This window comes from Micromonospora sp. NPDC005299 (assembly GCF_042872345.1).
Taxonomy (GTDB): domain Bacteria; phylum Actinomycetota; class Actinomycetes; order Mycobacteriales; family Micromonosporaceae; genus Micromonospora.
Genome location: NZ_JBIAKG010000002.1, coordinates 650,670 through 670,621 on the forward strand (window position 1 = coordinate 650,670; position 19,952 = coordinate 670,621).

The window sequence follows — 19,952 nt, forward strand, 5'->3', positions numbered from 1 at the left end:
CGGAGGGCGCGCCCGGCGCGCCCTCCGCCCCGGCACCCCTCCGCACCTCTCAAGGAGCGCCGAACGTGAAGCTGCGACGCCGCCAACGAGAGCGGCTGTCCCTCTGGCTCCAGTACCTGGCCTTCGTGGCCGTCATCGCCGTGGTGATCTTCGCGGCGGACTGGGGCCGGCTGCGGGAAGCGTTCTTCCGCGTCGACATCATCGAGTCGATGTTCCCGACGATCATCACCGTCGCGCTGCGCAACACGATCCTCTACACGCTGGGCGCGTTCGCCTTCGGCCTGGTCTTCGGCACCGTCCTGGCGCTGATGCGACTGTCCCGGGTGGCGCCGTACCGCTGGGTGGCGACGGCGTACATCGAGCTGTTCCGGGGCCTGCCCGCGCTGCTGGTGCTCTTCCTGGTCGGGTACGGCATCCCCATCGCGTTCCCGGAGCGGGAGATCCCCGGTGGCGTGTTCGGGTCGATCGCGATCGGCCTCGGGCTGACCGCCGCGGCGTACATGGCCGAGACCATCCGGGCCGGCATCCAGGCCGTGCCGAAGGGGCAGATGGAGGCGGCGCGCACCCTCGGCATGTCGCACTTCACCGCGATGCGCACGATCGTCATCCCGCAGGCCTTCCGGATCGTGATCCCGCCGCTGACCAACGAACTGATCCTGCTCACCAAGGACTCGTCGCTCGCCTACGTGCTCGGCGTGACGGCGCAGACCATCGAGGTCACGAAGTTCGGCCGGGACACGCTCAACGACCGGGTGAACGCCACCCCGCTGCTGGTGGCCGGGCTCACCTACCTGGTCATCACCCTGCCGCTCTCCCAGGTGGTACGCCGCCTCGAACTCCGCTACGCCAAGGCTCGGTGACCCCCATGACGACCAGCCAGTCCCAGCCCGCCGTCGAGATCCGCGACCTGCACAAGTCCTTCGGGCCACTCGAAGTGCTCAAGGGCATCGACTTCGAGGTCGGCCACGGCGAGGTGGTCTGCGTCATCGGACCGTCCGGGTCCGGCAAGTCCACGCTGCTGCGGTGCGTCAACCTGCTGGAGGAGCCGACCGCCGGCAGGATCTGGGTGAACGGCACCGAGATGACCGACCCGGACGTCGAGATCGACTCTGTTCGTCGCGGCATCGGCATGGTCTTCCAGTCGTTCAACCTCTTCCCGCACCTGACCGTGCTGGACAACCTCACCATCGCCCAGCGCCGGGTGCTCCGGCGCCGTCGGGCCGAGGCGGAGCGGGTCGCGCGGGCCAACCTGGACCGGGTCGGCCTGAGCGACAAGGCCGGCGCGTTCCCGGCGCAGCTGTCCGGCGGGCAGCAGCAGCGGGTCGCCATCGCCCGGTCGCTGTCGATGGACCCCGAGCTGATGCTTTTCGACGAGCCGACCTCAGCGCTCGACCCCGAGTTGGTCGGCGACGTCCTCACCGTCATGCGCAAGCTGGCCGAGGACGGCATGACCATGATGGTGGTGACCCACGAGATGGCGTTCGCCCGGGACGTCGCCGACCGGGTGGTGTTCATGGACGGTGGCGTGGTGGTCGAGCAGGGGCCGCCCGACGAGGTCCTGGGCGCGCCGCGGCACGAGCGGACCCGCTCGTTCCTCTCCCGGGTCCTCGACCCGACCCACGTCGCGCAGCTCGGGCGGCCCGACGAGTCCGCCGAGCCGCCCGGGCTGCCGGCCGACGACCGCCACCAGCTGTGACCGCCGCGGCGGTGTCGTACCCCTGGTTAGGCTCGACCCCATGGGAGATCCGTTCCGGGTCCGCGTCACCGTCCGCGGCTACGAACTCGACACGCAGGGCCACCTGAACCAGGCCGTCTACCTCCAGTACGGCGAGCACGCCCGGTGGGAGTGCCTGCGCGCCGCCGGCATCCGGCAGGACCGGCTTCTCGCCGGCGGCGTGGGGCCGGTGGCCCTGGAGGTCACCCTGCGCTACCTGCGGGAGCTGCGCGGCGGCGACGAGGTGGACGTGTCCTGCGAGTTCCGCTGGGGCGAGGGGAAGACGTTCCAGATCGTGCAGGACCTGACCCGCCCGGACGGCACCCCGGTCGCCGGCATCACCGGGGTGGGCGGCCTGCTGGACCTGGCCTCCCGTCGGCTGGTGCCCGACCCGCGCGTGCGGTTCCGTCAGCTGGCCAGCGACCCGGCGCCGATGAACCTCTGAGTCGCCTAACGGCCGGCGCGCAGGTAGGCGAGCACAGCCAGCACCCGCCGGCGGTCGCGGTGCTGGGCGGGATGCGGGCGGCCAGGCTGGTCCTCGGGTCCACCGGGGTGGCCGGCGTGGTGCTCTTCATGGGGCAGGTCGACCTGGGCATCGGGGTCGGCGGGATGGAGCGGGTGGCGGTGTTCCCGCTGCTGCTGTGGACGGTGCTGGTCGGGGTGCGGGTGTTTCGGGCCGGGCGGGATCGACGCCTATCCTGAGCGGGTGGAGTGGGAGTTCAGCGGCGAGGTGTGGTTCTGGCGGGGGCCCGCACCCTGGCACTTCGTCACCGTTCCCGACGAGCTGTGCGGGGAGTTGGAGGCGGCCTCGGCGTCGGTCACGTACGGCTGGGGGATGATCCCGGTGACCGCGCGGATCGGCGGGACCGGATGGGAGACGTCGCTCTGGCCCAAGGACGGGCGCTACGTCGTGCCGGTGAAGACCGCGGTCCGCAGGGCCGAGGGGATCGCGCTGGGCGACCGGGTGGACGTCCACCTGAGCGTCGCGCGGTGACCGGTCGACGGGGAGCGGGAGCGGATGGAACCCTCGGGCACGGCGGAAGCGGCGACGCTGCTCGCGCAGGCGCGGCGGCTGGTCGTCTTCACCGGCGCGGGCATGTCGGCCGAGAGCGGCGTACCCACCTTCCGTGACGCGCTCACCGGCCTCTGGGAACAGTTCGACCCCCGGGCGCTGGCCACCCCGGAGGCGTTCCGCGCCGATCCCGCGCTGGTCTGGGGCTGGTACGAGTGGCGGCGCGGCGCCGTCCGCCGGGCCGAACCGAACCCGGGGCACCGGGCCGTGGCCGTCATGGCGGCCCGGGTGCCGGAGACGGTGGTGGTCACCCAGAACGTCGACGACCTGCACGAGCGCGCCGGCTCCGCCGCCCCGATCCACCTGCACGGCAGCCTGTTCGCGCCGCGCTGTTCGGCCTGCGCCGAGCCGGCGCCCGTGCCCGGGGCCGGGGAGGAGCCGGGGGAGGGTCGGCGGCTGACACCGCCCCGCTGCGGGCGCTGCGAGGCACCCGTCCGGCCGGGGGTGGTGTGGTTCGGTGAGGCGCTGCCGGAGCAGGCCTTCGAGGCCGCCGTGGAGGCGGCGTACCGCTGCGACGTGCTGCTCACCGTCGGCACGTCCGGCCTGGTGTATCCCGCCGCCGAGATCCCGCAGGTCGCGGCCCGCCGGGGCGGCACGGTGATCCAGGTCAACCCGGAGGAGACGCCGCTGGACGCGGTGTGCGCGGTGAACCTGCACGGACGGGCGGCGCGCGTGCTCCCGGCCCTCGTACGGGGCGCCTGGGGTGACGCCGCCGCCCCGGCGTGACCGGGGACGGGCCGCCGCGTACCGACCGGCAATCACCGGAATCCGCGAATCGTCGCACGTCGTGCGGCCTACCGTCGGCGGAGGCGATCGGTCGGTCGGGATGACGGAAGGCGACGGACGTGGGGCGGGACGGGGGACGGCGGGGGCCGGTGTGGCCGCGCCCGCCCGCTCCGGCGCCGGCCGGGCGCCGCGTGACGCCGTTGGACCGGATCGCCTCGGACGCCTACAGCCAGACCCACCTGCTGCTGATCACCGGGGTCATCTACCTGGCCCTCGGCGTCGAGCAGGTGCTCGGGCTCGTCGCCGGGGTGCACGGGGCCGACGAGCACGCCGCCAGGTTGACCTGGTCCGCCTCGGTCGCCCTGCACGGGGGCGCCGCGCTCTTCCTGGGCGGCCGGCTGCTGTTCCTCCGGCTCACCGGGCAGCCGGTCCCGCCGGCGCAGCGGGCCGTCGTCGTGCTGGTCCTGCTCCTGCTGCCGCTCGGTTGCTGCTGCCGCCCGCCGCGGCGCTCGGCGTGCTCGGCCTGCTCCTGCTCGCCGCGGTCGCCGTCGAGCGGCTGTCCGGGCGGCGCGGGGCGTCCACCCCGGCCGCCGCCTCCTGAGACCGGCCCGTCCGCCGCCGGGAGCCGCCGCCGGGAGGCCGGCGGGTACCGGATGATCAACGTTTCTCCGGTCCTGGTTTGAAATTCCCGCGAAGCGGAGAAGTGCAGGTCGCGCGGGCAGGGTGGCCCGCGTGACTACGGGAGGTGGCCATGTCACGGAGACTGCGGGCGACCGCGTTGGCAGGGGTGCTGACCCTGGCGATCAGCGGCTGCGGCGGAGTGGGCGGCGGGGGTGACTCCGGCGGTGGCGCCACCAAGGGCAGCGGTGCCCTGAGCACCATGGGGTTCGGCCTCTCGGACGAGATCGCCAAGACGCGGGTGGACGCCTTCAAGAAGGACCACCCGGACGTCCAGCTGAAGATCACCGAGGGTGCCTTCGACGAGCAGCAGTTCCTCTCCGCGGTGGCCTCCGGCAACCCGCCGGACCTGGTGTACATGGACCGCAAGCTGATCGGCACGTACGCCAAGCGCGGCTCGATCCAGCCGTTGACCGACTGCGTCGAGAAGCAGCAGATCGACCTGGGGCAGTACCGGCAGGCCGCCAAGGACCAGGTCACCCTCGACGGCACCGTCTACGGCATCCCGGAGTTCTCCCAGGTGCGGGTGCTCTACCTCAACGAGGCGCTGCTGAAGCAGGCCGGCCTCACCGCCGACGACGTGAACCTCGCCGACTGGGCGGGCCTGCCGGCGGTCAACGCGAAGCTGGCCAAGGTCTCCGGCGGCCGGCTCAGCCGGATCGGCATCGACCCGAAGATCCCCGAGTTCCTGCCGATGTGGGCCAAGGCCAACGGCGCCGAGATGATCTCGGCGGACGGGGCCAAGGCCAACCTGACCGACCCGAAGGTGGTCGAGGCGCTGACCACCGGCGTCACGCTCATCCAGGACCAGGGCGGCTGGGGCAAGTTCAAGTCCTTCCGGGACACCTTCGACTTCTTCGGCGCCGGGAACCCCCTGGCCAAGAACCAGATCGCGGCGTGGCCCATGGAGGACTGGTTCCTCAACCAGGCCGCCAAGAACAGCCCCAAGGCCGAGCTGGTCGTGAAGCCCTTCGTGGACCGGCAGGGCAAGCCGCTGAGCATGTCCTCCGGCCAGGCGTGGGTGGTCACCAAGGGAGCGAAGAACCCGGAGGCGGCCTGCGCCTTCGTCAAGCAGATGACCGCCACCGACACCTGGTTCGCCGCCGCGAAGGCGCGGGCCGAGGCCCGCAAGGCGGCCAACCTGCCCTTCACCGGCGTCTGGACCGGCAACACCGCCGCCGACAAGAAGATCTTCGACGAGCTGTACCAGCCGACCGGCAACAAGCGGTTCGACGACGCGGTGGCCACCATCCGTGCGGCCCAGGACGCCGCGTTCGCGATGCCCGCCTCGCCGGCCGGCGCCGAGTTCGACAAGGCCTGGACCGAGGCGGTCAACCGGGTGCTCTCCGGGCAGGCCCAGCCGGCCGAGGCGCTGGCCCGGGCCCAGCAGGAGGCGACCGCCGCGCTGGACAAGGCCGCGGGCTGACCCCGGCCATGGCCACCACCGTCACCCCTGACGTTCCGGGCCGGCGGCGCCGCACGCCGCTGGCCCGGCGGGAGGCCCGCTGGGCGTACGTGTTCCTGGCGCCCTGGATCGTCGGGTTCCTCGCGTTCACCGCCGGTCCGATGGTCGCCAGCCTCTGGCTCAGCTTCACCGAGTACGACGTCATCAACGCGCCGCGCTGGAACGGGCTGGACAACTACCGGCAGCTCGTGTCCGACCCCCAGGTGGCGCGCAGCCTCGGCAACACCGTCTACTACACCGCGCTGCACGTGCCGCTGGTGATGCTGATCTCGCTGGGGCTGGCCCTGCTGCTCAAGCGGGTCGGCCGCTGGCAGGGCTTCTTCCGTACCGTGTTCTACCTGCCGGTGATGACCCCGGCGGTGGCCGTCGGCATCCTCTTCCTGCTGCTGCTCAACACCCAGGACGGCCTGATCAACCGCGGCCTGGCGCTGCTCGGGATCGACGGTCCGAGCTGGACCACCGACCCGGACTGGGTGATGCCCGGGATCGTGCTCATGAGCCTGTGGAGCCTCGGCTCCACGGTGATCATCTACCTGGCCGCGTTGCAGAACGTGCCCCGCGACCTGTACGAGGCCGCCGACCTCGACGGGGCCGGCGCGTGGGCGCGGTTCCGCCACGTGACCCTGCCGATGATCTCCGGCTCGCTCTTCTTCACGTTGATCGTCAACACCATCGCGTCGCTGCAGATGTTCACCGAGGTCTACACCATGTACTTCGGGAACCGGCAGACCCAGGGCTCGTTCAGCAGCGATGCGGCGTCGTTCTACGTGATCCATCTGTTCCAGGAGGCGTTCCAGTTCCTGCACATGGGCTTCGCCTCGGCGATGGCCTGGCTGCTCTTCCTGATCATCCTGATCATCACGGCGGTGCAGGTGAAGCTGAGCAACCGGTTCGTCTACTACGAGGGGGAGGACCGGTGACCACGACGAGTCAGCCGGTGGGCGACGGCGTCGCGAGCACCGTGGTGGCGCCGGTGGCGGCGCCCCGGCCCGATGCCCGCGAGGAGGGCCGGCGGCCGCGCTGGCAGCGCATCCTGTTCGTGGTCGCCCTGGTGGGCGCGGCGGTGATCTTCCTGCTGCCGTTCGTCTGGCTGGTCAGCGCCTCGCTGCGGCCCCGGGAGTACGTCTTCGCCCCCGGCTTCCTGCCCACGCCGTTCGCGCCGGACAACTACGCCGAGGCCTGGCAGGCCATGCCACTGCTCACCTGGCTGTTCAACAGCGTGGTGGTCGGGGTGGCGGCGGCCGCCGCGGCGACCCTCTCCAGCGCCTGGGTGGCGTTCGGGTTCGCGTACTTCCGGTTTCCCGGCCGGAACCTGCTCTTCGGCCTGGTCCTCGCCACCATGATGCTGCCGTTCGCGGTCACCATGATCCCGACCTACCTGATCTGGAACCGGCTCGGCCTCGTCGACACCCAGGTGCCGCTCTGGGCCGGCAACCTCTTCGGGTCGGCGTTCTACATCTTCCTGCTGCGGCAGTTCTTCCTCAGCCTGCCGCGGGAGTATTTCGAGGCGGCCCGGGTCGACGGGGCGAGCTATCCGCAGCTGTTCTGGAAAATGGCCTTCCCGCTGATCCGCCCGGCCCTGCTGGTGGCGTTCGTCTTCGAGTTCAAGGCGAGCTGGACCGACCTGATCAAGCCGCTGATCTACCTGCGCAACGAGCAGCTCTACACCCTGCCCCGCGGGCTCAAGGTGATCCTCGACCGGTTCGGGTACGGCGGCGAGCAGCAGTGGGAGATCGTCCTCGCCGGCAGCGTGATCGCCACCGTACCCATGATCATCCTGTTCTTCCTGGCCCAGCGGCACTTCGTGGAGGGCATCGCCACCACCGGCCGCAAGGGATGACCGCCCTCAGCCCGCCGGTTCGTCGAGGAAGGAGAGAGCGGCCGCGGCGAACAGCGGCGAGCTGAAGATGCTGTAGTGGGTCAGCCCGGGCAGGATGGCCAGCGCGTGCCCGCCCTTGGGCCGGCCCTCGCCCGTCCAACCGCCGTCGCGCAGGCCGCCGTCGAGCAGCCGGAACACCTCCACGTAGTGGCTCGGCGGCGCCATGTCGGCGTCGGCGGCGACGATCAGCGTCGGCACCCGCAGGCCGCTGACCTCCTCGGTCAGGTCGAAGTCCTCCGCCATCAGCGCGCCGATCTTGTCGAGCAGCCGGGGGAAGTCCTCCGGGCGCGGCGCCACCCGCTGGTAGAGCTGGTACATCGGGGTGTCCGTCATGAACTGCGCGGCGGCACCCGTCACCTGGCCCTGCTGCGCGCGCATCTCGGCGTAGATGGCGTCCGACCGCACGTGCGCGGACGCCGCGACGAGCCGGCCGATCTTCTCCGGGTGCGCCACCGCGGCGCGCAGCGCCACGCCGCCGCCGAGCGAGTAGCCCACCAGATCGGGCCGGTCCAGCCCGAGGTGGTCGATGAGCGCGGCGATGTCGTCGGCCATCGTCCCCAGATCGAGCGGGCGGTCGACGTCGGCGGTGCGGCCGTGACCCTGCAGGTCGACGGCGATGACCTGGTGCCGCGCGGCCAGCGCGGGCAGCACCGGCCCGAACATCTCGCCCGACCCGAGCCCGCCGTGCAACAGGATCAGCGGGTGCCCGGTGCCGTGCGTCTCGTAGTAGAGGTTGATGCCGTTGACCTCGGCGTAACGGCCGACGCCCGCGACGTCGGCGGTCCAGTCGGTGGCGGTCACGGTGGCGCTCCTCCCGTGTGGGGACGTGCGGGGCGGACCCCGACGGCGCCGGCCGCGAGGTCACGGACTGCGGCCTCACCCTACGCAGCCGGAGCGGCCCCGCGCTGCCCGCCGCGCCGGGTCAGGAGAAGTGCGTCCGCGGCCGGGGAAGGCGTTCCCCGGCCACCACCAGGTCGACCTTCTCGTTGTAGAAGGCCACCAGCCCGGCAATCGGCAACAGCGCGGCCGTGGGGAAGTCGTACGACCAGGCCAGGTCCGGATGCACCCGATCGCCGGCGCGCACCGACCAGTAGCCGCTGGTGCGGCCCTTGTACGGGCAGGCGGTCCGGGTCCGCGACGGCACGAGGTGCCCGAACCGCACGTCGGTGCGGCTCAGGTAGTAGCGGGTCGGCAGGCCGGTCTCGAAGACCAGCACCGGCGAGGTCGACTCGGCCAGCACCGTCCCGCCCAACTCCACCCGGACGTGCCGGGTGGAGCGCAACGCGTCCACCCGGGAGTACGGGCTGCGGGGGTGGACGAAGACCTCCTCGTCCTCCTCGAACCAGGCGTCCAGCGCGGCCCAGTCGAACCGGATGGTGTCCGCCAGCCCGGGCGGCGCGTCGTCCCCGTACCACCGGGCGCAGCCGGCCCGCGCGAACTCGCCGACCCGCAGCCCGTGCAGCCGCGCGGTGCCGCGCCGGGTCTCCTCGGTGCGTCCCTCGTCGACCAGCAGGTCCCGACGGACGTCGGCGGCGGGCACGTAGTACTGCGGGTAGGGCGGCCACTCCCAGACGTAGCGGGCACGGGCGGTGTCGAGCACCAACTCGCCGGACAGGAAGGCGCGGATCCGGCGGGGCGCCGGCTCGATCCGGCCGACCTCGGCGGCCGGCTGCGGGTAGTCGGGCACGGTGTCTCCTCGCGTGGGAATGTGCGGCGGACGGTTCAACGAGCCGATGTGACCTGGGGCACCTTCGGCGGTGGTGGGAATGAGACCGGCCGCCGGGGATTTGCTGCCAGGTGTGACCACTGCGCAGTCCTCCCCCGCCCCGACCGCCGAGACACCCGGTGACCTGATGAGCCGCGGGCAGCAACTGCGCCTCGTGCTGGTGCTCGGCTCGCTGATCGCGATCGGGCCGCTGACCATCGACATGTACCTGCCCGCGCTGCCGGCCATCACCGCCGACCTGGAGACCACCTCGGCGGCCGTGCAGCTCACCCTCACCGGCACCCTCGCCGGGCTGGCCCTCGGCCAACTGCTGATCGGCCCGCTCTCCGACGCGGTGGGCCGGCGCCTGCCGCTGCTCGCCGGGATCGCGCTGCACATCCTGGCCTCGCTGCTCTGCATGGTCGCGCCGACCGTCCAGGTGGTGGGCGTGCTCCGGGTGCTGCAGGGACTGGGCGTGGCGGCCACGACGGTGGTCGCGACGGCCGTGGTCCGCGACCTGTTCAGCGGCGCCGCCTTCGCCCGGCTCTTCTCCCGGCTCATGCTGGTGATGGGTGCGGCACCGATCCTGGCGCCCACCCTCGGCAGCGGGCTGCTGCGCTGGTCGGACTGGCGGGGCGTGTTCGTGGCCCTCGCCGTCTTCGGGCTCCTGCTGGCCGTGGTCGCGGCGGTCGGGCTCCGGGAGACCCTGCCGCCGGAGCGCCGCCGGCACGGCGGCGTCGCCGCCGTCGGCCGGGACTACCGCGCGCTGCTGCGGGACCGGACCTTCGTCGGGCTCGTGCTGGTCGCCGGGCTCGCCATGGCGGCGCTCTTCGCGTACGTGGCCGGGTCGTCGTTCGTCTTCCAGGAGCGGTACGGGCTGGACGAGCAGCAGTTCGGGCTGGCATTCGGCGCCGGGGCGGTCGGCCTGATCACCGCCACCCAGCTCAACGTGCGGCTGCTGCGCCGGTACACCCCGCAGCGGATCCTGGTCACCGCGCTCACCCTCGGCACCGGGGCCGGGCTGGTCCTGGTGAGCTTCGCCGCCACCGGCGTCGGCGGCCTGCCGGCCGTGCTGGCCTCCCTCTGGGTGGTACTCGCCGCGGCCGGTCTGGCCATGCCGAACGCGCCGGCCCTGGCGCTGTCCCGGCACGGGGAGGCCGCCGGCACCGCCGCGGCGCTGCTGGGCGCCGTCCAGTTCGGCGTCGGCGCGCTCGCCGCGCCGCTGGTCGGCGTGCTCGGCACCGGCAGCGTGGCGATGGCCGCCGTGGTGGCCGGTGGCATGGCGGTGGCCCTGATCGTGCTGCTCACCGTCGTCCGGCCGGCGCGGCTGGCCGAGGTCGAGCCGGCCGCGGTCGCCGTCGCCGTGCACTGACCGCGGGCGCCGGCCCGCCGTTGCCCGCCTGAGCGGCGGGCCGGCGGATAGGGTCGGGAACCGTGCGGACCAAGCAGGAGCTGGGGGCGGCCATCCGGGAGCGGCGACGGGCGGCGCTGGTCGTCAACGCGCACTCCCGCCGGGGCCGCCGGCTCTACGAGACCGTCCACTCCCGACTGCGCGCGGCCGGCTTCACGCTGCTCGGCGCGTACCCGGTCGACCGGCCCGGTGAGCTGGACCGGGTGCTCGCCGAGGCCGCCGACCTCGGGCCGGACCTGCTCGTCGCCGGGGGCGGCGACGGCACCATCGGCGCCGCGGCCCGGCTGCTCGCCCACCGGGACATGGCGCTGGGCCTGCTGCCGCTGGGCACCACCAACAACTTCGCCCGCACCGTCGGCGTCCCGCTCGACCTCGACGCCGCCGTCGGGCTGCTCACCGACGGCAAGGTGATCGACGTCGACCTGGGGCTCATCGGCGACACCCGGTTCACCAACCACGTCGGGATCGGGCTGTCGGCCGACATCATGCTGACCGCGCCGCCGCGGCTGAAGCGGGTGGTGGGCCGGCTCGCGTACCCGCTGACCGCGTTGGGGCTGCTGGCCCGGCACCGGCCGCTGCGGGTCACCGTGCGCGCCGAGGGCCGGGAGCACGGCTTCGACACCCACCAGGTGTACGTGGCCAACGGCGGTTTCCACGCCGGCCGGCCGATCACCGCGGACGCCAACGCCGACGACCGGCTGCTGGTCGCGTACCCGGTGGGCGGGCCGACCCGGCGCGGCCTGCTGCGCGAGACGGCGCGCAACGCGGCGGCCGGGCACCGCCGCACCCTCGGCGACGAGCCGTTCCTGGCGGTCCGCCAGCTCTGGCTGGAGACGGACCGGCCCGCGCGGATCGAGGTCGACGGCGAGCCCTACGGCCAGACGCCGGTGCGCATCGGGCTGGACCCGAACGCGCTGCGCCTGATGGCCGCGGCGGACAGCCCGGACCGCTGAGCGGTCAGTCCCGGCGGTCCTCGTCGGGGGTGGGGATCTCCTGGTTCTGCTCCACCGCGTCGGCCGGGGTGACGTCGTCGCGCACCGCGTCGGCCAGGCCGGTGTCGTCGCTCGGCGGCGTCAGCACGCCCTGCTCGGCCAGGTCCGCCTCGGTCGCCTCCGGCACCGCGTCGGAGATCGTGTCCGGCGGGCCGACCACCGTCTCGTCCTGCCGCTGCTCCTGCGCGTCGGCCTCCGGCGGCCGGCGCAGCGGATCCTCGTCGCCGACGCTCATCGCGGTCCCGCGCCCGTCACCGGCTGCGCTGCACGAACGGGGCGGTCTGGTCGGCCACCTCGCCGTACTCGGTGGGAAGTTGGGCGACCACGTCCCCGTAGCCGGCGGGGTCGATGGCGTCGCGGAGCACGTCGAACACGGCGGTGACCCCGTCCTTGGCCCGGTCCACGTCGAGGTCGGCGCGCTCGCTGACGCGTTCCACGAAGACGTCGAGCCCGAACCGCTCGCCGGTCTCGCTCCCGCCGAAGGCGTACGCCCGCAGCGCCTCGGGAAGCCGGTCGGCCAGGTCCCGGGCCTCCCCGCCGTCGATCCGTTCCGCCAGTGTGGTCAACGTGGCCTGCGTGACGGCCGTGGCCTGCTCCGACGACATGCCGCAGCGTTTCGCCACCGAGCCGATGAACTCGTCCTGGTCCACCTCGACGCCTCCCTCTCGGCTGGGAGAAGCCGTCTTCCCGCGCTCCGCCGCCGCAAACGAGGGGCTGCGGCGGCCCCGGGGATCGACCTCCGGGGCCGCCGTCGGGCTACCGTCAGCGGTAGACGTGCACCGGGGTGCCGATGCGGATGGTGGTCCAGAGCCGGTCCATCGCCGGGACGGGCACCCGGACGCAGCCGTGGCTGGCCGGGTAGGTGGGCACGGAGTTCGCGCCGTGCACCGCGTAGCCCCGGTAGAAGTAGTTCGGCCGCCACAGCAGGCCGAGGTCGCTCTGCCGCCAGCCGTCGATGCGCCGTTGCACCGTCCAGTTGCCGGTCGGCGTCGGGGTGCTGGCCTTGCCGCTGGAGGCGTCCAGGATCCGGACCACCGCCCCGCCCTTGGCCAGGTAGACCACCTGCCGGGTGAGGTTGGCCTCGACCGAGTAGCCCGGGTGGGTGTACTTCGGTTTCGGGACGACCGGACGGTCGAGCGCCGCCCAGGTGCGTGGCCCGACGATGCCGTCGCGGGCCAGGCCGTTGACCTTCTGGAAGGCGACGACCGCGTGGTGCGTCGACGGCCCGAAGATGCCGTCGACCCCGCCCACGTCGTAGCGCAGGGCCGTGAGCCGCGTCTGCAGCGTGGTGACCGCCGCGCCCCGGGAGCCCTGCCGAAGGGTCGGCTGGCTGGTGGCGGCGAGCGTGACGGCCGCGCCGGTGGTCGGGCCGGCGGCCGATGCGGGGGCCGCCGAGGCGGGGCCCGCCGGGACGGCCAGGCCGGCCAGGCCGGCGGCGACCAGGAGAGCCGTCCCGAACGCGGCGGGATGGCGGTGGCGCCTGGTGTGTGACGAGACGGGAATCATCGTCCCTCCCTTCCGAACTCCTACCCCGAAGGTAGTTCGCGGACGAGGAAAAGTCCGCGCCTTCGTCCGGTTTTGGCCCTGTCAGGCGACCCGCGGCGCCGGCAGGGTCGGCAGGGCCATGCGCCGGGCCGTACCCGAGATGTCGCCGGTGCGCTCCACGGACGCCTCCGGGGCCGGGGCCGCGCCCTCGACGACGGCCGTGCCCGGCCCGGCCGCGTCACCCCCGTCGGCGGCGGTCCCGACGGAGGTGAGCAGCGCGACCAGCCGGTCCACGTCGTCGGCGGGCATCCGGAACGAGCCGCGGCACATCGTGCCGCTCCACAGCGACAGCACGACGGCGCCGCGGTCCGGGTGGTAGCTGACCCGGAGCGTCCGGTCCTCGCCGCGCAGGTCGGTGAACAGGTCCCCGAAGGTGGGCATCGGTCGCACCTCTCCCATCCACCCAGGATGCCCCGCCGCCGTGGTCAGCGGAAGGGCTCGCCGTGCCGGGCCCCGGGGGCGGGGGTAGCGTGCACCGCGGAAACGCGCAGCGCAGGGAGGTCCGGAGAGTGCAGACGACGACCGTGGACGTGCCGACCGGCGACGGAGCGGCGGACGCCCTTCTCGCCCGACCCGACGGGGACGGGCCCTTCCCGGCGGTCCTGGTCTTCATGGACGCCTTCGGGCTCCGACCGAGGATGGCCGAGATGGCCGGGACGATCGCCGCCCGCGGGTACGTCGTGCTGGTGCCGAACCTGTTCCACCGCTTCGGCCGCGCCCCGCTGGTCGACCTCGCCGGCCTGCACGACGAGAACCGGCGCGGCGAGCTGTTCGAGAAGATCTCCCCGATGATCGGCGCGCTCACTCCGGACGTCATCGCCCGGGACACCGCCGCCTACCTGGACTTCCTCGCCGCGCAGCCCGGCGTCGCGCCCGGCACCGCGGCCCTCACCGGCTACTGCATGGGCGGCACCAACGCCCTGCGGGCCATCGAGGCGCACCCGGACCGGATCGCCGCGGTGGCCGCCTTCCACGCCGGGCGCGTGGTGACCGACGCCCCGGACAGCCCGCACCTGGGCGTCGGCGCGGTCACCGGCGAGCTGTACTTCGGCCACGCCGACCAGGACCCGTCGATGACCGCCGAGCAGATCGCCACGCTGGAGAAGGCCCTGGACGCGGCCGGCGTCACCTACCGCTCGGAGGTCTACGCGGGGGCCCGCCACGGCTACACCCAGTCCGACACCCCGATGTACGACGAGGCGGCCACCGACCGGCACTGGTCCGCCCTGTTCGACCTGCTCGACCGCACCTTCCGGCGCTGATCCGGCCCCCCCGGGCCGACCGCAACCGGACGATTCACGCGCGCCGCGCCGGGTAACCGCCGCCATGGCCGACGAGCGCCCCGACTCCGTCCGCTCGCCCCTCGACCAGGCTGCCGAGCGAGCCGGGCGGGAGCTGGCCCACGTCCGCGCCGAGAGCTCCGCGGCGGGCCGGCTGCGGCTGCGCCAGCTGGAGCTCACCGTCGTGATCGCCGTCCAGGCCGGGCTGGCCGCGGCGCTCGCCGCGCTGCTCGCCCAGCGCCTGCTCGGGTCCGGCGCGCACGTCTTTGCGCCCGCCGCCGCGGTCGGCACCATCGCCACCGCCATCGGCCAGCGGGCCCGGCGCACCTTCGAACTGCTGGTCGGGGTGGGGCTCGGCATCGTGGTCGGCGACGTGCTGCGCGACCTGCTCGGCTCCGGGTCCTGGCAGACCGGCCTGGTGGTGACCCTGGCCGTCGCTACCGCGCTGCTGGTCGCCGGGCGCGGCGGCGCCCTGGTCGGCCAGGCCGGCGGTACGGCCGTGCTGATCGCCACCCTCGCCCCCGTCGAACCCGGCCTGGAGCTGCCCCGGATCTTCGACGCGCTGGTCGGCGGCCTGGTCGGCCTCTTCGTGGTGGCGCTGCTGCTGCCGGTCAACCCGCTGCGGGTGCTCGACCGGGCGACCGAGCCGATCGTCACCGCGCTCACCACCGAACTCGACGCCGTCGCCCGGGCGCTGACCACCCGGGACGCCGACGCGGCCGTCCACTCGCTGGACCGGATGCGGGGGCTCGACGCCGACGTGGGGCGGCTCAACGAGGCGCTCAGCGGGGCCGAGGAGGTGGTCACCCTGGCGCCGGTCCGCTGGCGCCGGCGCGCCCGGTTCCACCGGTACGCTGCCGCCGCGCAACACCTGGAGCGGGTGATCCTGTACGCCCGCTCGGTGGCCCGCCGCTCCGCCACCGCCCTGCAGTACGACGAGCCGATCCCGCCGACCCTGGCCGACGCCGTGACCCGACTCGGCGAGGCCGTCCGGGTGATGCGCCGCGAGTGCCGCGACGGCGAGGACCTGACCGACACCCGCCGGCTGATCCGGGAGAGCGCCGAACTGGCCGGCCGGGCCTGGGCGCAGGGCGCCCGCTCCTACGGCGACGGCGTGATCACCGACCTGCGTACGGCCGACAGCGAGCTGCTGCGGGCCACCGGCTGCGACCCGAACGAGGCCAACCGGATGGTGCGCACGGCGGCCGGCGCGGGCGAGGCGGAACTGCGCCCGCCGCTCCGGGCGCGCATGCCGAGGGCGGTCTCGCGCACCCCCCGGGCCCGTCGGCGCACCCGGATGGCCCGGCACACCCGTGGCCGCCCCGACCCGTTCCGCCCGCCGACGCGCACACCCCGCCAGAGCTGATCCCGGTGCTGCCGCGAGCGGGCGGCAAACCGGAGCCACGAGCCCGGAACTGGCCGCTCCCACGGCCGCGCCCGCTGGCTAGCGTCGGCCCATGAGCATCGACCGCGCAGAGCTGTCCCGGCGGTTCGCCGCGTTGACGACCGCCCACGTCGCCGACGCCTGCCTGCGGGCCGCCGTCCCGGTGCGCTGCGCCCCGGCCGGCGTCCGGCCGGTGCTGGCCGGGGGCCGGCTGGCCGGGCGGGTGCTGCCGGCCCGGCACGTCGGCAGCGTCGACATCTTCCTCGAGGCGATCGACCGGGCGGCCCCCGGCGACGTGCTGGTGGTGGACAACGACGGGCGCACCGACGAGGCGTGCGTCGGCGACCTCGTGGTGCTGGAGGCGCAGGCCGCCGGCCTGGCCGGCCTGGTGGTCTGGGGGCTGCACCGGGACACCGACGACATCCGGGCGGTCGGGCTGCCGGTGTTCAGCCTCGGTGCCACCCCCACCGGTCCGCAGCGGCTGGATCCGAGGCCGGTCGAGGCGCTGGCCTCGGCGCGGGTCGGGCGGTGGACGGTCGACCCCGACGACGTGGCCCTGGCCGACGAGGACGGGGTGCTCTTCGTGCCGACCGGCCGGGCCGGCGAGCTTTTCGACCTCGCGGAGTCCATCCGGGACACCGAGCGACGGCAGGCCGACCGGATCCGGGCCGGTGAGCCGCTGCGGGCACAGGTCGGGTTCGGGGCGTACCTGGCCGGCCGGGCGGAGAACCCGGCGCTGACCTTCCGGGAGCATCTGCGCGCGGTGGGCGGCGCCATCGAGGAGTGAGGTCGGCCGGCGCTCAGGCGCCGCGGGCCCAGAGGGCCAGGCGTACCCGGTTGGGGCTGTCGGTCTTGGTCATGAGGCTGGTGATGTGGGTCTTGACCGTCGTGACGCCGATGTGCAGCCGGTCGGCGATCTCGGTGTTGGACAGGCCCTCGGCCACGAGGTTCAGCACGTCCCGCTCGCGCGTGGTGAGGCCGTGCACCGGTCGGGGCACCTCGGCGCGCGCGTGCACCGCCCGCTGGACGAGCCGCCGCAGCACCTCCGGGCTGAACGGGCTGTCCCCGGCAGCCGCCCGGCGTACGCCGTCGAGCAGGTCGGCGGGGGGTGCGTCCTTCAGCAGGAACCCGCAGGCGCCGGCGGTCAGCGCGGGGTAGAGGTGGTCGTCGTCGCCGAACGTGGTGAGCACCAGCACCCGGGTGGCGGGGCGCTCGGCGAGGATCCGGCTGGTCGCGGTGATGCCGTCGACGCCGGGCATCCGCAGGTCCATCACGACCACGTCGGGCAGCAGCCGCGCGGCCAGGCCGATCGCCTCCCGGCCGTTGTCGGCCTCGCCGACCACCTCCAGGTCGGGCTGGGCGTCGCAGAGCATGCGCAGGCCGGCGCGGATGAGGTGCTGGTCGTCGACCAGCAGGACGCGGATCACGCCGGCTCCGGCGCGTGGGGTCCGGCGGGACGGGGGCGGGGCGCCGCCGTCTCGGGCGGGCGGGCCGGGGAACCGGGTGGCCCGTCCGGTGCGGGGGCCCCGGCGGGCAGGACCGTCCGTACCCGCCAGCCGGCGTCGGTGGGGCCGGCCTCCAGCCGCCCGCCGAGAACCTCGACCCGTTCCCGCATCCCGGTGAGGCCGTGGCCGCCGCCGGCCGGCACCGCGGCCGGCACCGGCCCCCGCCCGTCGTCCGACACCTCCCAGTGCACGGCTCCGTCGACCACCGACACGGTCAGCCGGGCCCGCGCCGCGGTGCCGGCGTGTTTGGCCACGTTGGTCAGCGCCTCCTGGGTCAGCCGGAGGACCGCCTGGCTCCGCACCGCGTCCAGCGTCCCGACGGACGAGTCGACGTCGGCCTCCACGGTGACGCCGGCCTGGCGGGCCCGGTCCACCGCCGCGTCCAGCGCCGCCGGGAGCGCCGACGGCTCGATTGCGGTGAGTGCGGCGTCGCGTACCCCGTCGGGGCCGCGCAGCACCGCCACCAGGCGGCGCAGGTCGTTCAGAGCCGCCGTCCCGGTGCTGTGCACGTCGTCGAACACCTCGCCCACCCGCGGATCCAGGTCCGGCAGCACGTGCCGGGCCACGCCGACCCGCAGCACCATCGACGCGACGTGGTGCGCCACGACATCGTGGAGCTCGCGGGCGATGGCGCTGCGCTCGTCGGCGCGGGCGGCGCGGCTCTCCGACTCCCGCCGGCGCTGCTCCGCCGCGGCCCGCTCCTCGGCCTGCCGGGCCAGCTCCCGGGTGGTCCGGATGACCAGGCCGAGCAGCAGCGGCAGGCCGACCTCGACGGTCAGCCCGAAGACGCCGGAGAGCAGCCGCCGGACCGGGTCACCGATCGAGTCGGTCATGTCCACCGCGGCCAGCAGCGCGGCGGCCAGCCAGATGGTCCGGGGCCGCTCGGCCCACATGGTCAGCTCCAGCAGCGCCCAGCTGGCTCCGACCTGGTTGATCGTCGTGTCGTCGACCAGCGGGAAGGCGACCGCCAGCAGCGCGGCCTGCGCCACCAGGTTCACCAGCGGCCGGCGGTGGAACAGGAGCGCGACGGCGAACGCGACCAGGGCCAGCGCCCACTGCGTGGTCGTCGGCGCGTGGTGGCCCTGCGCGCCGAAGACCAGGTAGCCGAGGCCGCTGAGGTCCAGCAGCAGCATCCGCGCGAGCGTGTCCCGCGCGTCGAACAGGCGTCCCACCCAGCCCATGACGCCAGCCTAGGCGGTGCGATCGGGAGCCGGGGGGACCGCCGGCCGGGCCCACGCGGAGCGCAGCCCGAGGTGGACGGCCAGGCCGAGCGGCCCGAGCAGGATGGTCAGCACCAGCACCGGCGCCATGAGCAGCGCCGGCATGCCCCGCTCGCGGCTGTCCCGCCACATCCACCGGCCGACGAACAGGTCGAAGCCGATCATGTGGGCCCAGGCCGCCGCCGCGCCGTCCACACTGCCCAACAGGTCCCGGACGCCGGCCAGGGTCGGTGCGGTGACCACCGGCAGCACCCGGCCGAGCGCCGGGAGGACCAGGATCGCGTAGATCAGCAGGACCGGGAGCACGATCAGCGGCGAGCCGACGATCCGGGCCGTCCACGACCAGCGGGGCGCCAGGATCATCAGCGCCCAGAACGGCGCGGCGACCGCGAACGTCAGGGTGAACAGCGTCCCGGTCATGCGACCACCACCACGTCCGGGCGGCGCTGCCCGCCGGCCAGGACGGCACCGGCGGCGGTCGCCGTCGCCGCCACCAGGGCCGCCGCGACGGCCAGGGTGAGCGCGTCCGGGCGCAGCAGCGGCTGCCCGCGCAGCGCCTGCCAGGTGAGCAGCAGCGTGACCGCGCCGTACGCCGCGCCGGCGACGAGCAGCAGGCGGGCCCGGGTCGGCTCGTCCAGCCGGGTGGCGAGGAAGCGGTTGAGCAGCATCGCCAGCAGCGGCAGCGCCTGGAGGGCGTGCAGCCCGACGAAGTGCCCGATCCGCAGGTCGCCGCCGGTGGTGCTCCAGCCGACCAGGGGCAGCCCCGGCCCGCCGTCCGCCACGCCGACGCTGTGCGCCCCGCTGATCCCCTCGGCCGCCGACTCCGGCGTGCGGGTCACCATCGGGACGGCGACCAGCATGCCGAGCAGGGACAGGCCGAGGCCCAGGCGGACGGCGTATCCGGCGACCCGGTCGGCCGTGGGCCGCAGCAGCGCCACGATCCCGATGACCAGCTGGGCGACGAAGAGCACCATGATCGCCGCGCCCATGGCCGAGAACAGCGCGGCGTTGAGCGGAGTGGTGCCGTTGAAGTGGCTGGTGGTGCCGCGCAGCACCTGCGTGACGATGATCGCCATCTCCACCACGGCCACCGCGACGATCACCGTGGCCGCCCACTCGGCGACCCGGCTGCGGCGCGGCAGCAGGGTGAGCATCCAGGCGAGGGTGACGCCGTAGAGCACGAACGAGACGGCGAACTTCAGCGGCTTGAGCCAGATCGGCGCGCCGGTGAGCACCTGCGGGTCGGCCACGACGCCGACCGCCGCGACGACGGTGAGCGCCGTCATCGCCGCGACGAAGAGCATCAGGGGGCGGTGCCAGCGCGCCGCCCGGTTCAGCACGGTAGTCATGCCTGTAGATGCTGGTGGGCCGGCCGC

At 74.1% G+C, this 19,952-nt stretch carries 25 protein-coding genes; 15 read left to right on the forward strand and 10 right to left on the reverse strand.

The window, feature by feature from the left end:
- Positions 1-65 precede the first annotated feature (65 nt).
- From ACFYPD_RS08290 to ACFYPD_RS08335, 10 genes are all read left to right on the forward strand, one after another.
- Positions 66-860 carry an amino acid ABC transporter permease gene (locus ACFYPD_RS08290; RefSeq protein WP_387110315.1) on the forward strand — a complete coding sequence of 265 codons (795 nt, stop codon included), beginning with the start codon at positions 66-68 and terminating at the stop codon, positions 858-860.
- A 5-nt stretch (positions 861-865) separates the two neighbouring features.
- A complete protein-coding gene (locus ACFYPD_RS08295; protein ID WP_387110317.1) occupies positions 866-1,696 on the forward strand; it encodes an amino acid ABC transporter ATP-binding protein in 831 nt (276 codons plus the stop codon).
- A 40-nt stretch (positions 1,697-1,736) separates the two neighbouring features.
- Positions 1,737-2,159, forward strand: a complete 423-nt coding sequence (locus tag ACFYPD_RS08300; RefSeq protein WP_387110319.1) for an acyl-CoA thioesterase — start codon at positions 1,737-1,739, stop codon at positions 2,157-2,159.
- Positions 2,160-2,230: 71 nt separating this feature from the next.
- Positions 2,231-2,416, forward strand: coding sequence for a hypothetical protein (locus ACFYPD_RS08305; protein WP_387110321.1), 186 nt, complete (start codon positions 2,231-2,233; stop codon positions 2,414-2,416).
- A 4-nt stretch (positions 2,417-2,420) separates the two neighbouring features.
- Positions 2,421-2,708 carry a DUF1905 domain-containing protein gene (locus tag ACFYPD_RS08310; RefSeq protein ID WP_387110323.1) on the forward strand — a complete coding sequence of 96 codons (288 nt, stop codon included), beginning with the start codon at positions 2,421-2,423 and terminating at the stop codon, positions 2,706-2,708.
- A 24-nt stretch (positions 2,709-2,732) separates the two neighbouring features.
- The gene (locus tag ACFYPD_RS08315) at positions 2,733-3,512 is read left to right on the forward strand and encodes an NAD-dependent deacetylase (protein WP_387110325.1); all 780 of its coding nucleotides are present in this window, start codon (positions 2,733-2,735) and stop codon (positions 3,510-3,512) included.
- Between the two features lie 191 nt (positions 3,513-3,703).
- Positions 3,704-4,195 carry a low temperature requirement protein A gene (locus ACFYPD_RS08320; protein ID WP_387110327.1) on the forward strand — a complete coding sequence of 164 codons (492 nt, stop codon included), beginning with the start codon at positions 3,704-3,706 and terminating at the stop codon, positions 4,193-4,195.
- A 68-nt stretch (positions 4,196-4,263) separates the two neighbouring features.
- Positions 4,264-5,616: an extracellular solute-binding protein gene (locus ACFYPD_RS08325; protein WP_387110329.1), complete on the forward strand. Its 1,353-nt coding sequence runs from the start codon at positions 4,264-4,266 to the stop codon at positions 5,614-5,616.
- 8 nt (positions 5,617-5,624) lie between these two features.
- Entirely contained in the window at positions 5,625-6,575 is a 951-nt protein-coding gene (locus ACFYPD_RS08330) for a carbohydrate ABC transporter permease (RefSeq protein ID WP_387110331.1), read from the forward strand.
- The gene (locus ACFYPD_RS08335; protein WP_387110332.1) at positions 6,572-7,495 is read left to right on the forward strand and encodes a carbohydrate ABC transporter permease; all 924 of its coding nucleotides are present in this window, start codon (positions 6,572-6,574) and stop codon (positions 7,493-7,495) included. The genes ACFYPD_RS08330 and ACFYPD_RS08335 overlap by 4 nt, the downstream gene beginning before the upstream one ends.
- 6 nt (positions 7,496-7,501) lie before the next feature.
- On the opposite strand, the gene ACFYPD_RS08340 is transcribed toward ACFYPD_RS08335, so the two are convergent.
- Complete coding sequence (locus ACFYPD_RS08340; protein WP_387110606.1) at positions 7,502-8,272, reverse strand: alpha/beta fold hydrolase; 771 nt, start codon at positions 8,270-8,272, stop codon at positions 7,502-7,504.
- Positions 8,273-8,456: 184 nt separating this feature from the next.
- A complete protein-coding gene (locus tag ACFYPD_RS08345) occupies positions 8,457-9,221 on the reverse strand; it encodes a DUF427 domain-containing protein (RefSeq protein WP_387110334.1) in 765 nt (254 codons plus the stop codon).
- 112 nt (positions 9,222-9,333) lie between these two features.
- Here ACFYPD_RS08345 and ACFYPD_RS08350 point away from each other — a divergent pair, with 112 nt between their 5' ends.
- Together ACFYPD_RS08350 and ACFYPD_RS08355 are read left to right on the forward strand one after the other, a co-directional pair.
- Positions 9,334-10,611 (forward strand): multidrug effflux MFS transporter, encoded by a 1,278-nt coding sequence (locus tag ACFYPD_RS08350; RefSeq protein ID WP_387110336.1) that lies wholly within the window; start codon positions 9,334-9,336, stop codon positions 10,609-10,611.
- 62 nt (positions 10,612-10,673) lie between these two features.
- Complete coding sequence (locus ACFYPD_RS08355) at positions 10,674-11,603, forward strand: diacylglycerol/lipid kinase family protein (protein WP_387110338.1); 930 nt, start codon at positions 10,674-10,676, stop codon at positions 11,601-11,603.
- A gap of 4 nt (positions 11,604-11,607) precedes the next feature.
- Here the strand turns inward: ACFYPD_RS08355 and ACFYPD_RS08360 are convergent, their stop codons facing one another.
- From ACFYPD_RS08360 to ACFYPD_RS08375, 4 genes are all read right to left on the reverse strand, one after another.
- The gene (locus ACFYPD_RS08360; RefSeq protein ID WP_387110340.1) at positions 11,608-11,877 is read right to left on the reverse strand and encodes a hypothetical protein; all 270 of its coding nucleotides are present in this window, start codon (positions 11,875-11,877) and stop codon (positions 11,608-11,610) included.
- 16 nt (positions 11,878-11,893) lie between these two features.
- Positions 11,894-12,292, reverse strand: coding sequence for a DUF2267 domain-containing protein (locus tag ACFYPD_RS08365; protein ID WP_387110342.1), 399 nt, complete (start codon positions 12,290-12,292; stop codon positions 11,894-11,896).
- 112 nt (positions 12,293-12,404) lie between these two features.
- A complete protein-coding gene (locus ACFYPD_RS08370) occupies positions 12,405-13,148 on the reverse strand; it encodes a peptidoglycan-binding protein (RefSeq protein WP_387110344.1) in 744 nt (247 codons plus the stop codon).
- Between the two features lie 81 nt (positions 13,149-13,229).
- On the reverse strand, positions 13,230-13,568 hold the full coding sequence (locus ACFYPD_RS08375) for a hypothetical protein (protein WP_387110346.1): 339 nt from the start codon (positions 13,566-13,568) through the stop codon (positions 13,230-13,232).
- 128 nt (positions 13,569-13,696) lie between these two features.
- On the opposite strand from ACFYPD_RS08375, the gene ACFYPD_RS08380 reads away from it, so the two are divergent.
- From ACFYPD_RS08380 to ACFYPD_RS08390, 3 genes are all read left to right on the forward strand, one after another.
- Positions 13,697-14,449, forward strand: a complete 753-nt coding sequence (locus ACFYPD_RS08380; RefSeq protein WP_387110347.1) for a dienelactone hydrolase family protein — start codon at positions 13,697-13,699, stop codon at positions 14,447-14,449.
- Between the two features lie 64 nt (positions 14,450-14,513).
- The gene (locus ACFYPD_RS08385) at positions 14,514-15,833 is read left to right on the forward strand and encodes an aromatic acid exporter family protein (RefSeq protein ID WP_387110349.1); all 1,320 of its coding nucleotides are present in this window, start codon (positions 14,514-14,516) and stop codon (positions 15,831-15,833) included.
- Positions 15,834-15,924: 91 nt separating this feature from the next.
- A complete protein-coding gene (locus ACFYPD_RS08390) occupies positions 15,925-16,638 on the forward strand; it encodes an RraA family protein (protein ID WP_387110351.1) in 714 nt (237 codons plus the stop codon).
- A 13-nt stretch (positions 16,639-16,651) separates the two neighbouring features.
- Here ACFYPD_RS08390 and ACFYPD_RS08395 read toward each other — a convergent pair whose 3' ends face one another.
- The 4 genes from ACFYPD_RS08395 to ACFYPD_RS08410 are packed head-to-tail and all read right to left on the reverse strand — an operon-like array spanning position 16,652 to position 19,925.
- Positions 16,652-17,278 (reverse strand): response regulator, encoded by a 627-nt coding sequence (locus tag ACFYPD_RS08395; RefSeq protein ID WP_387110353.1) that lies wholly within the window; start codon positions 17,276-17,278, stop codon positions 16,652-16,654.
- Entirely contained in the window at positions 17,275-18,537 is a 1,263-nt protein-coding gene (locus ACFYPD_RS08400; protein WP_387110355.1) for a sensor histidine kinase, read from the reverse strand. Before ACFYPD_RS08400 ends, ACFYPD_RS08395 begins: the two co-directional genes overlap by 4 nt.
- Before the next feature lie 9 nt (positions 18,538-18,546).
- On the reverse strand, positions 18,547-18,996 hold the full coding sequence (locus ACFYPD_RS08405) for an ABA4-like family protein (RefSeq protein ID WP_387110357.1): 450 nt from the start codon (positions 18,994-18,996) through the stop codon (positions 18,547-18,549).
- Positions 18,993-19,925, reverse strand: a complete 933-nt coding sequence (locus ACFYPD_RS08410; protein WP_387110359.1) for a hypothetical protein — start codon at positions 19,923-19,925, stop codon at positions 18,993-18,995. Before ACFYPD_RS08410 ends, ACFYPD_RS08405 begins: the two co-directional genes overlap by 4 nt.
- Between the last annotated feature and the right edge of the window lie 27 nt (positions 19,926-19,952).

What these genes read in the sequence shown, in the direction of transcription:
- ACFYPD_RS08315 (WP_387110325.1), top strand. Translation starts at nt 2,733, where the DNA reads ATGGAACCCTCGGGCACGGCGGAAGCGGCGACGCTGCTCGCGCAGGCG.
- ACFYPD_RS08405 (WP_387110357.1), bottom strand. Translation starts at nt 18,996, where the DNA reads ATGACCGGGACGCTGTTCACCCTGACGTTCGCGGTCGCCGCGCCGTTC.
- ACFYPD_RS08370 (WP_387110344.1), bottom strand. Translation starts at nt 13,148, where the DNA reads ATGATTCCCGTCTCGTCACACACCAGGCGCCACCGCCATCCCGCCGCG.
- ACFYPD_RS08305 (WP_387110321.1), top strand. Translation starts at nt 2,231, where the DNA reads ATGCGGGCGGCCAGGCTGGTCCTCGGGTCCACCGGGGTGGCCGGCGTG.
- ACFYPD_RS08360 (WP_387110340.1), bottom strand. Translation starts at nt 11,877, where the DNA reads ATGAGCGTCGGCGACGAGGATCCGCTGCGCCGGCCGCCGGAGGCCGAC.
- ACFYPD_RS08325 (WP_387110329.1), top strand. Translation starts at nt 4,264, where the DNA reads ATGTCACGGAGACTGCGGGCGACCGCGTTGGCAGGGGTGCTGACCCTG.
- ACFYPD_RS08390 (WP_387110351.1), top strand. Translation starts at nt 15,925, where the DNA reads ATGAGCATCGACCGCGCAGAGCTGTCCCGGCGGTTCGCCGCGTTGACG.
- ACFYPD_RS08385 (WP_387110349.1), top strand. Translation starts at nt 14,514, where the DNA reads ATGGCCGACGAGCGCCCCGACTCCGTCCGCTCGCCCCTCGACCAGGCT.
- ACFYPD_RS08375 (WP_387110346.1), bottom strand. Translation starts at nt 13,568, where the DNA reads ATGCCCACCTTCGGGGACCTGTTCACCGACCTGCGCGGCGAGGACCGG.
- ACFYPD_RS08300 (WP_387110319.1), top strand. Translation starts at nt 1,737, where the DNA reads ATGGGAGATCCGTTCCGGGTCCGCGTCACCGTCCGCGGCTACGAACTC.
- ACFYPD_RS08295 (WP_387110317.1), top strand. Translation starts at nt 866, where the DNA reads ATGACGACCAGCCAGTCCCAGCCCGCCGTCGAGATCCGCGACCTGCAC.
- ACFYPD_RS08410 (WP_387110359.1), bottom strand. Translation starts at nt 19,925, where the DNA reads ATGACTACCGTGCTGAACCGGGCGGCGCGCTGGCACCGCCCCCTGATG.
- ACFYPD_RS08400 (WP_387110355.1), bottom strand. Translation starts at nt 18,537, where the DNA reads ATGGGCTGGGTGGGACGCCTGTTCGACGCGCGGGACACGCTCGCGCGG.
- ACFYPD_RS08330 (WP_387110331.1), top strand. Translation starts at nt 5,625, where the DNA reads ATGGCCACCACCGTCACCCCTGACGTTCCGGGCCGGCGGCGCCGCACG.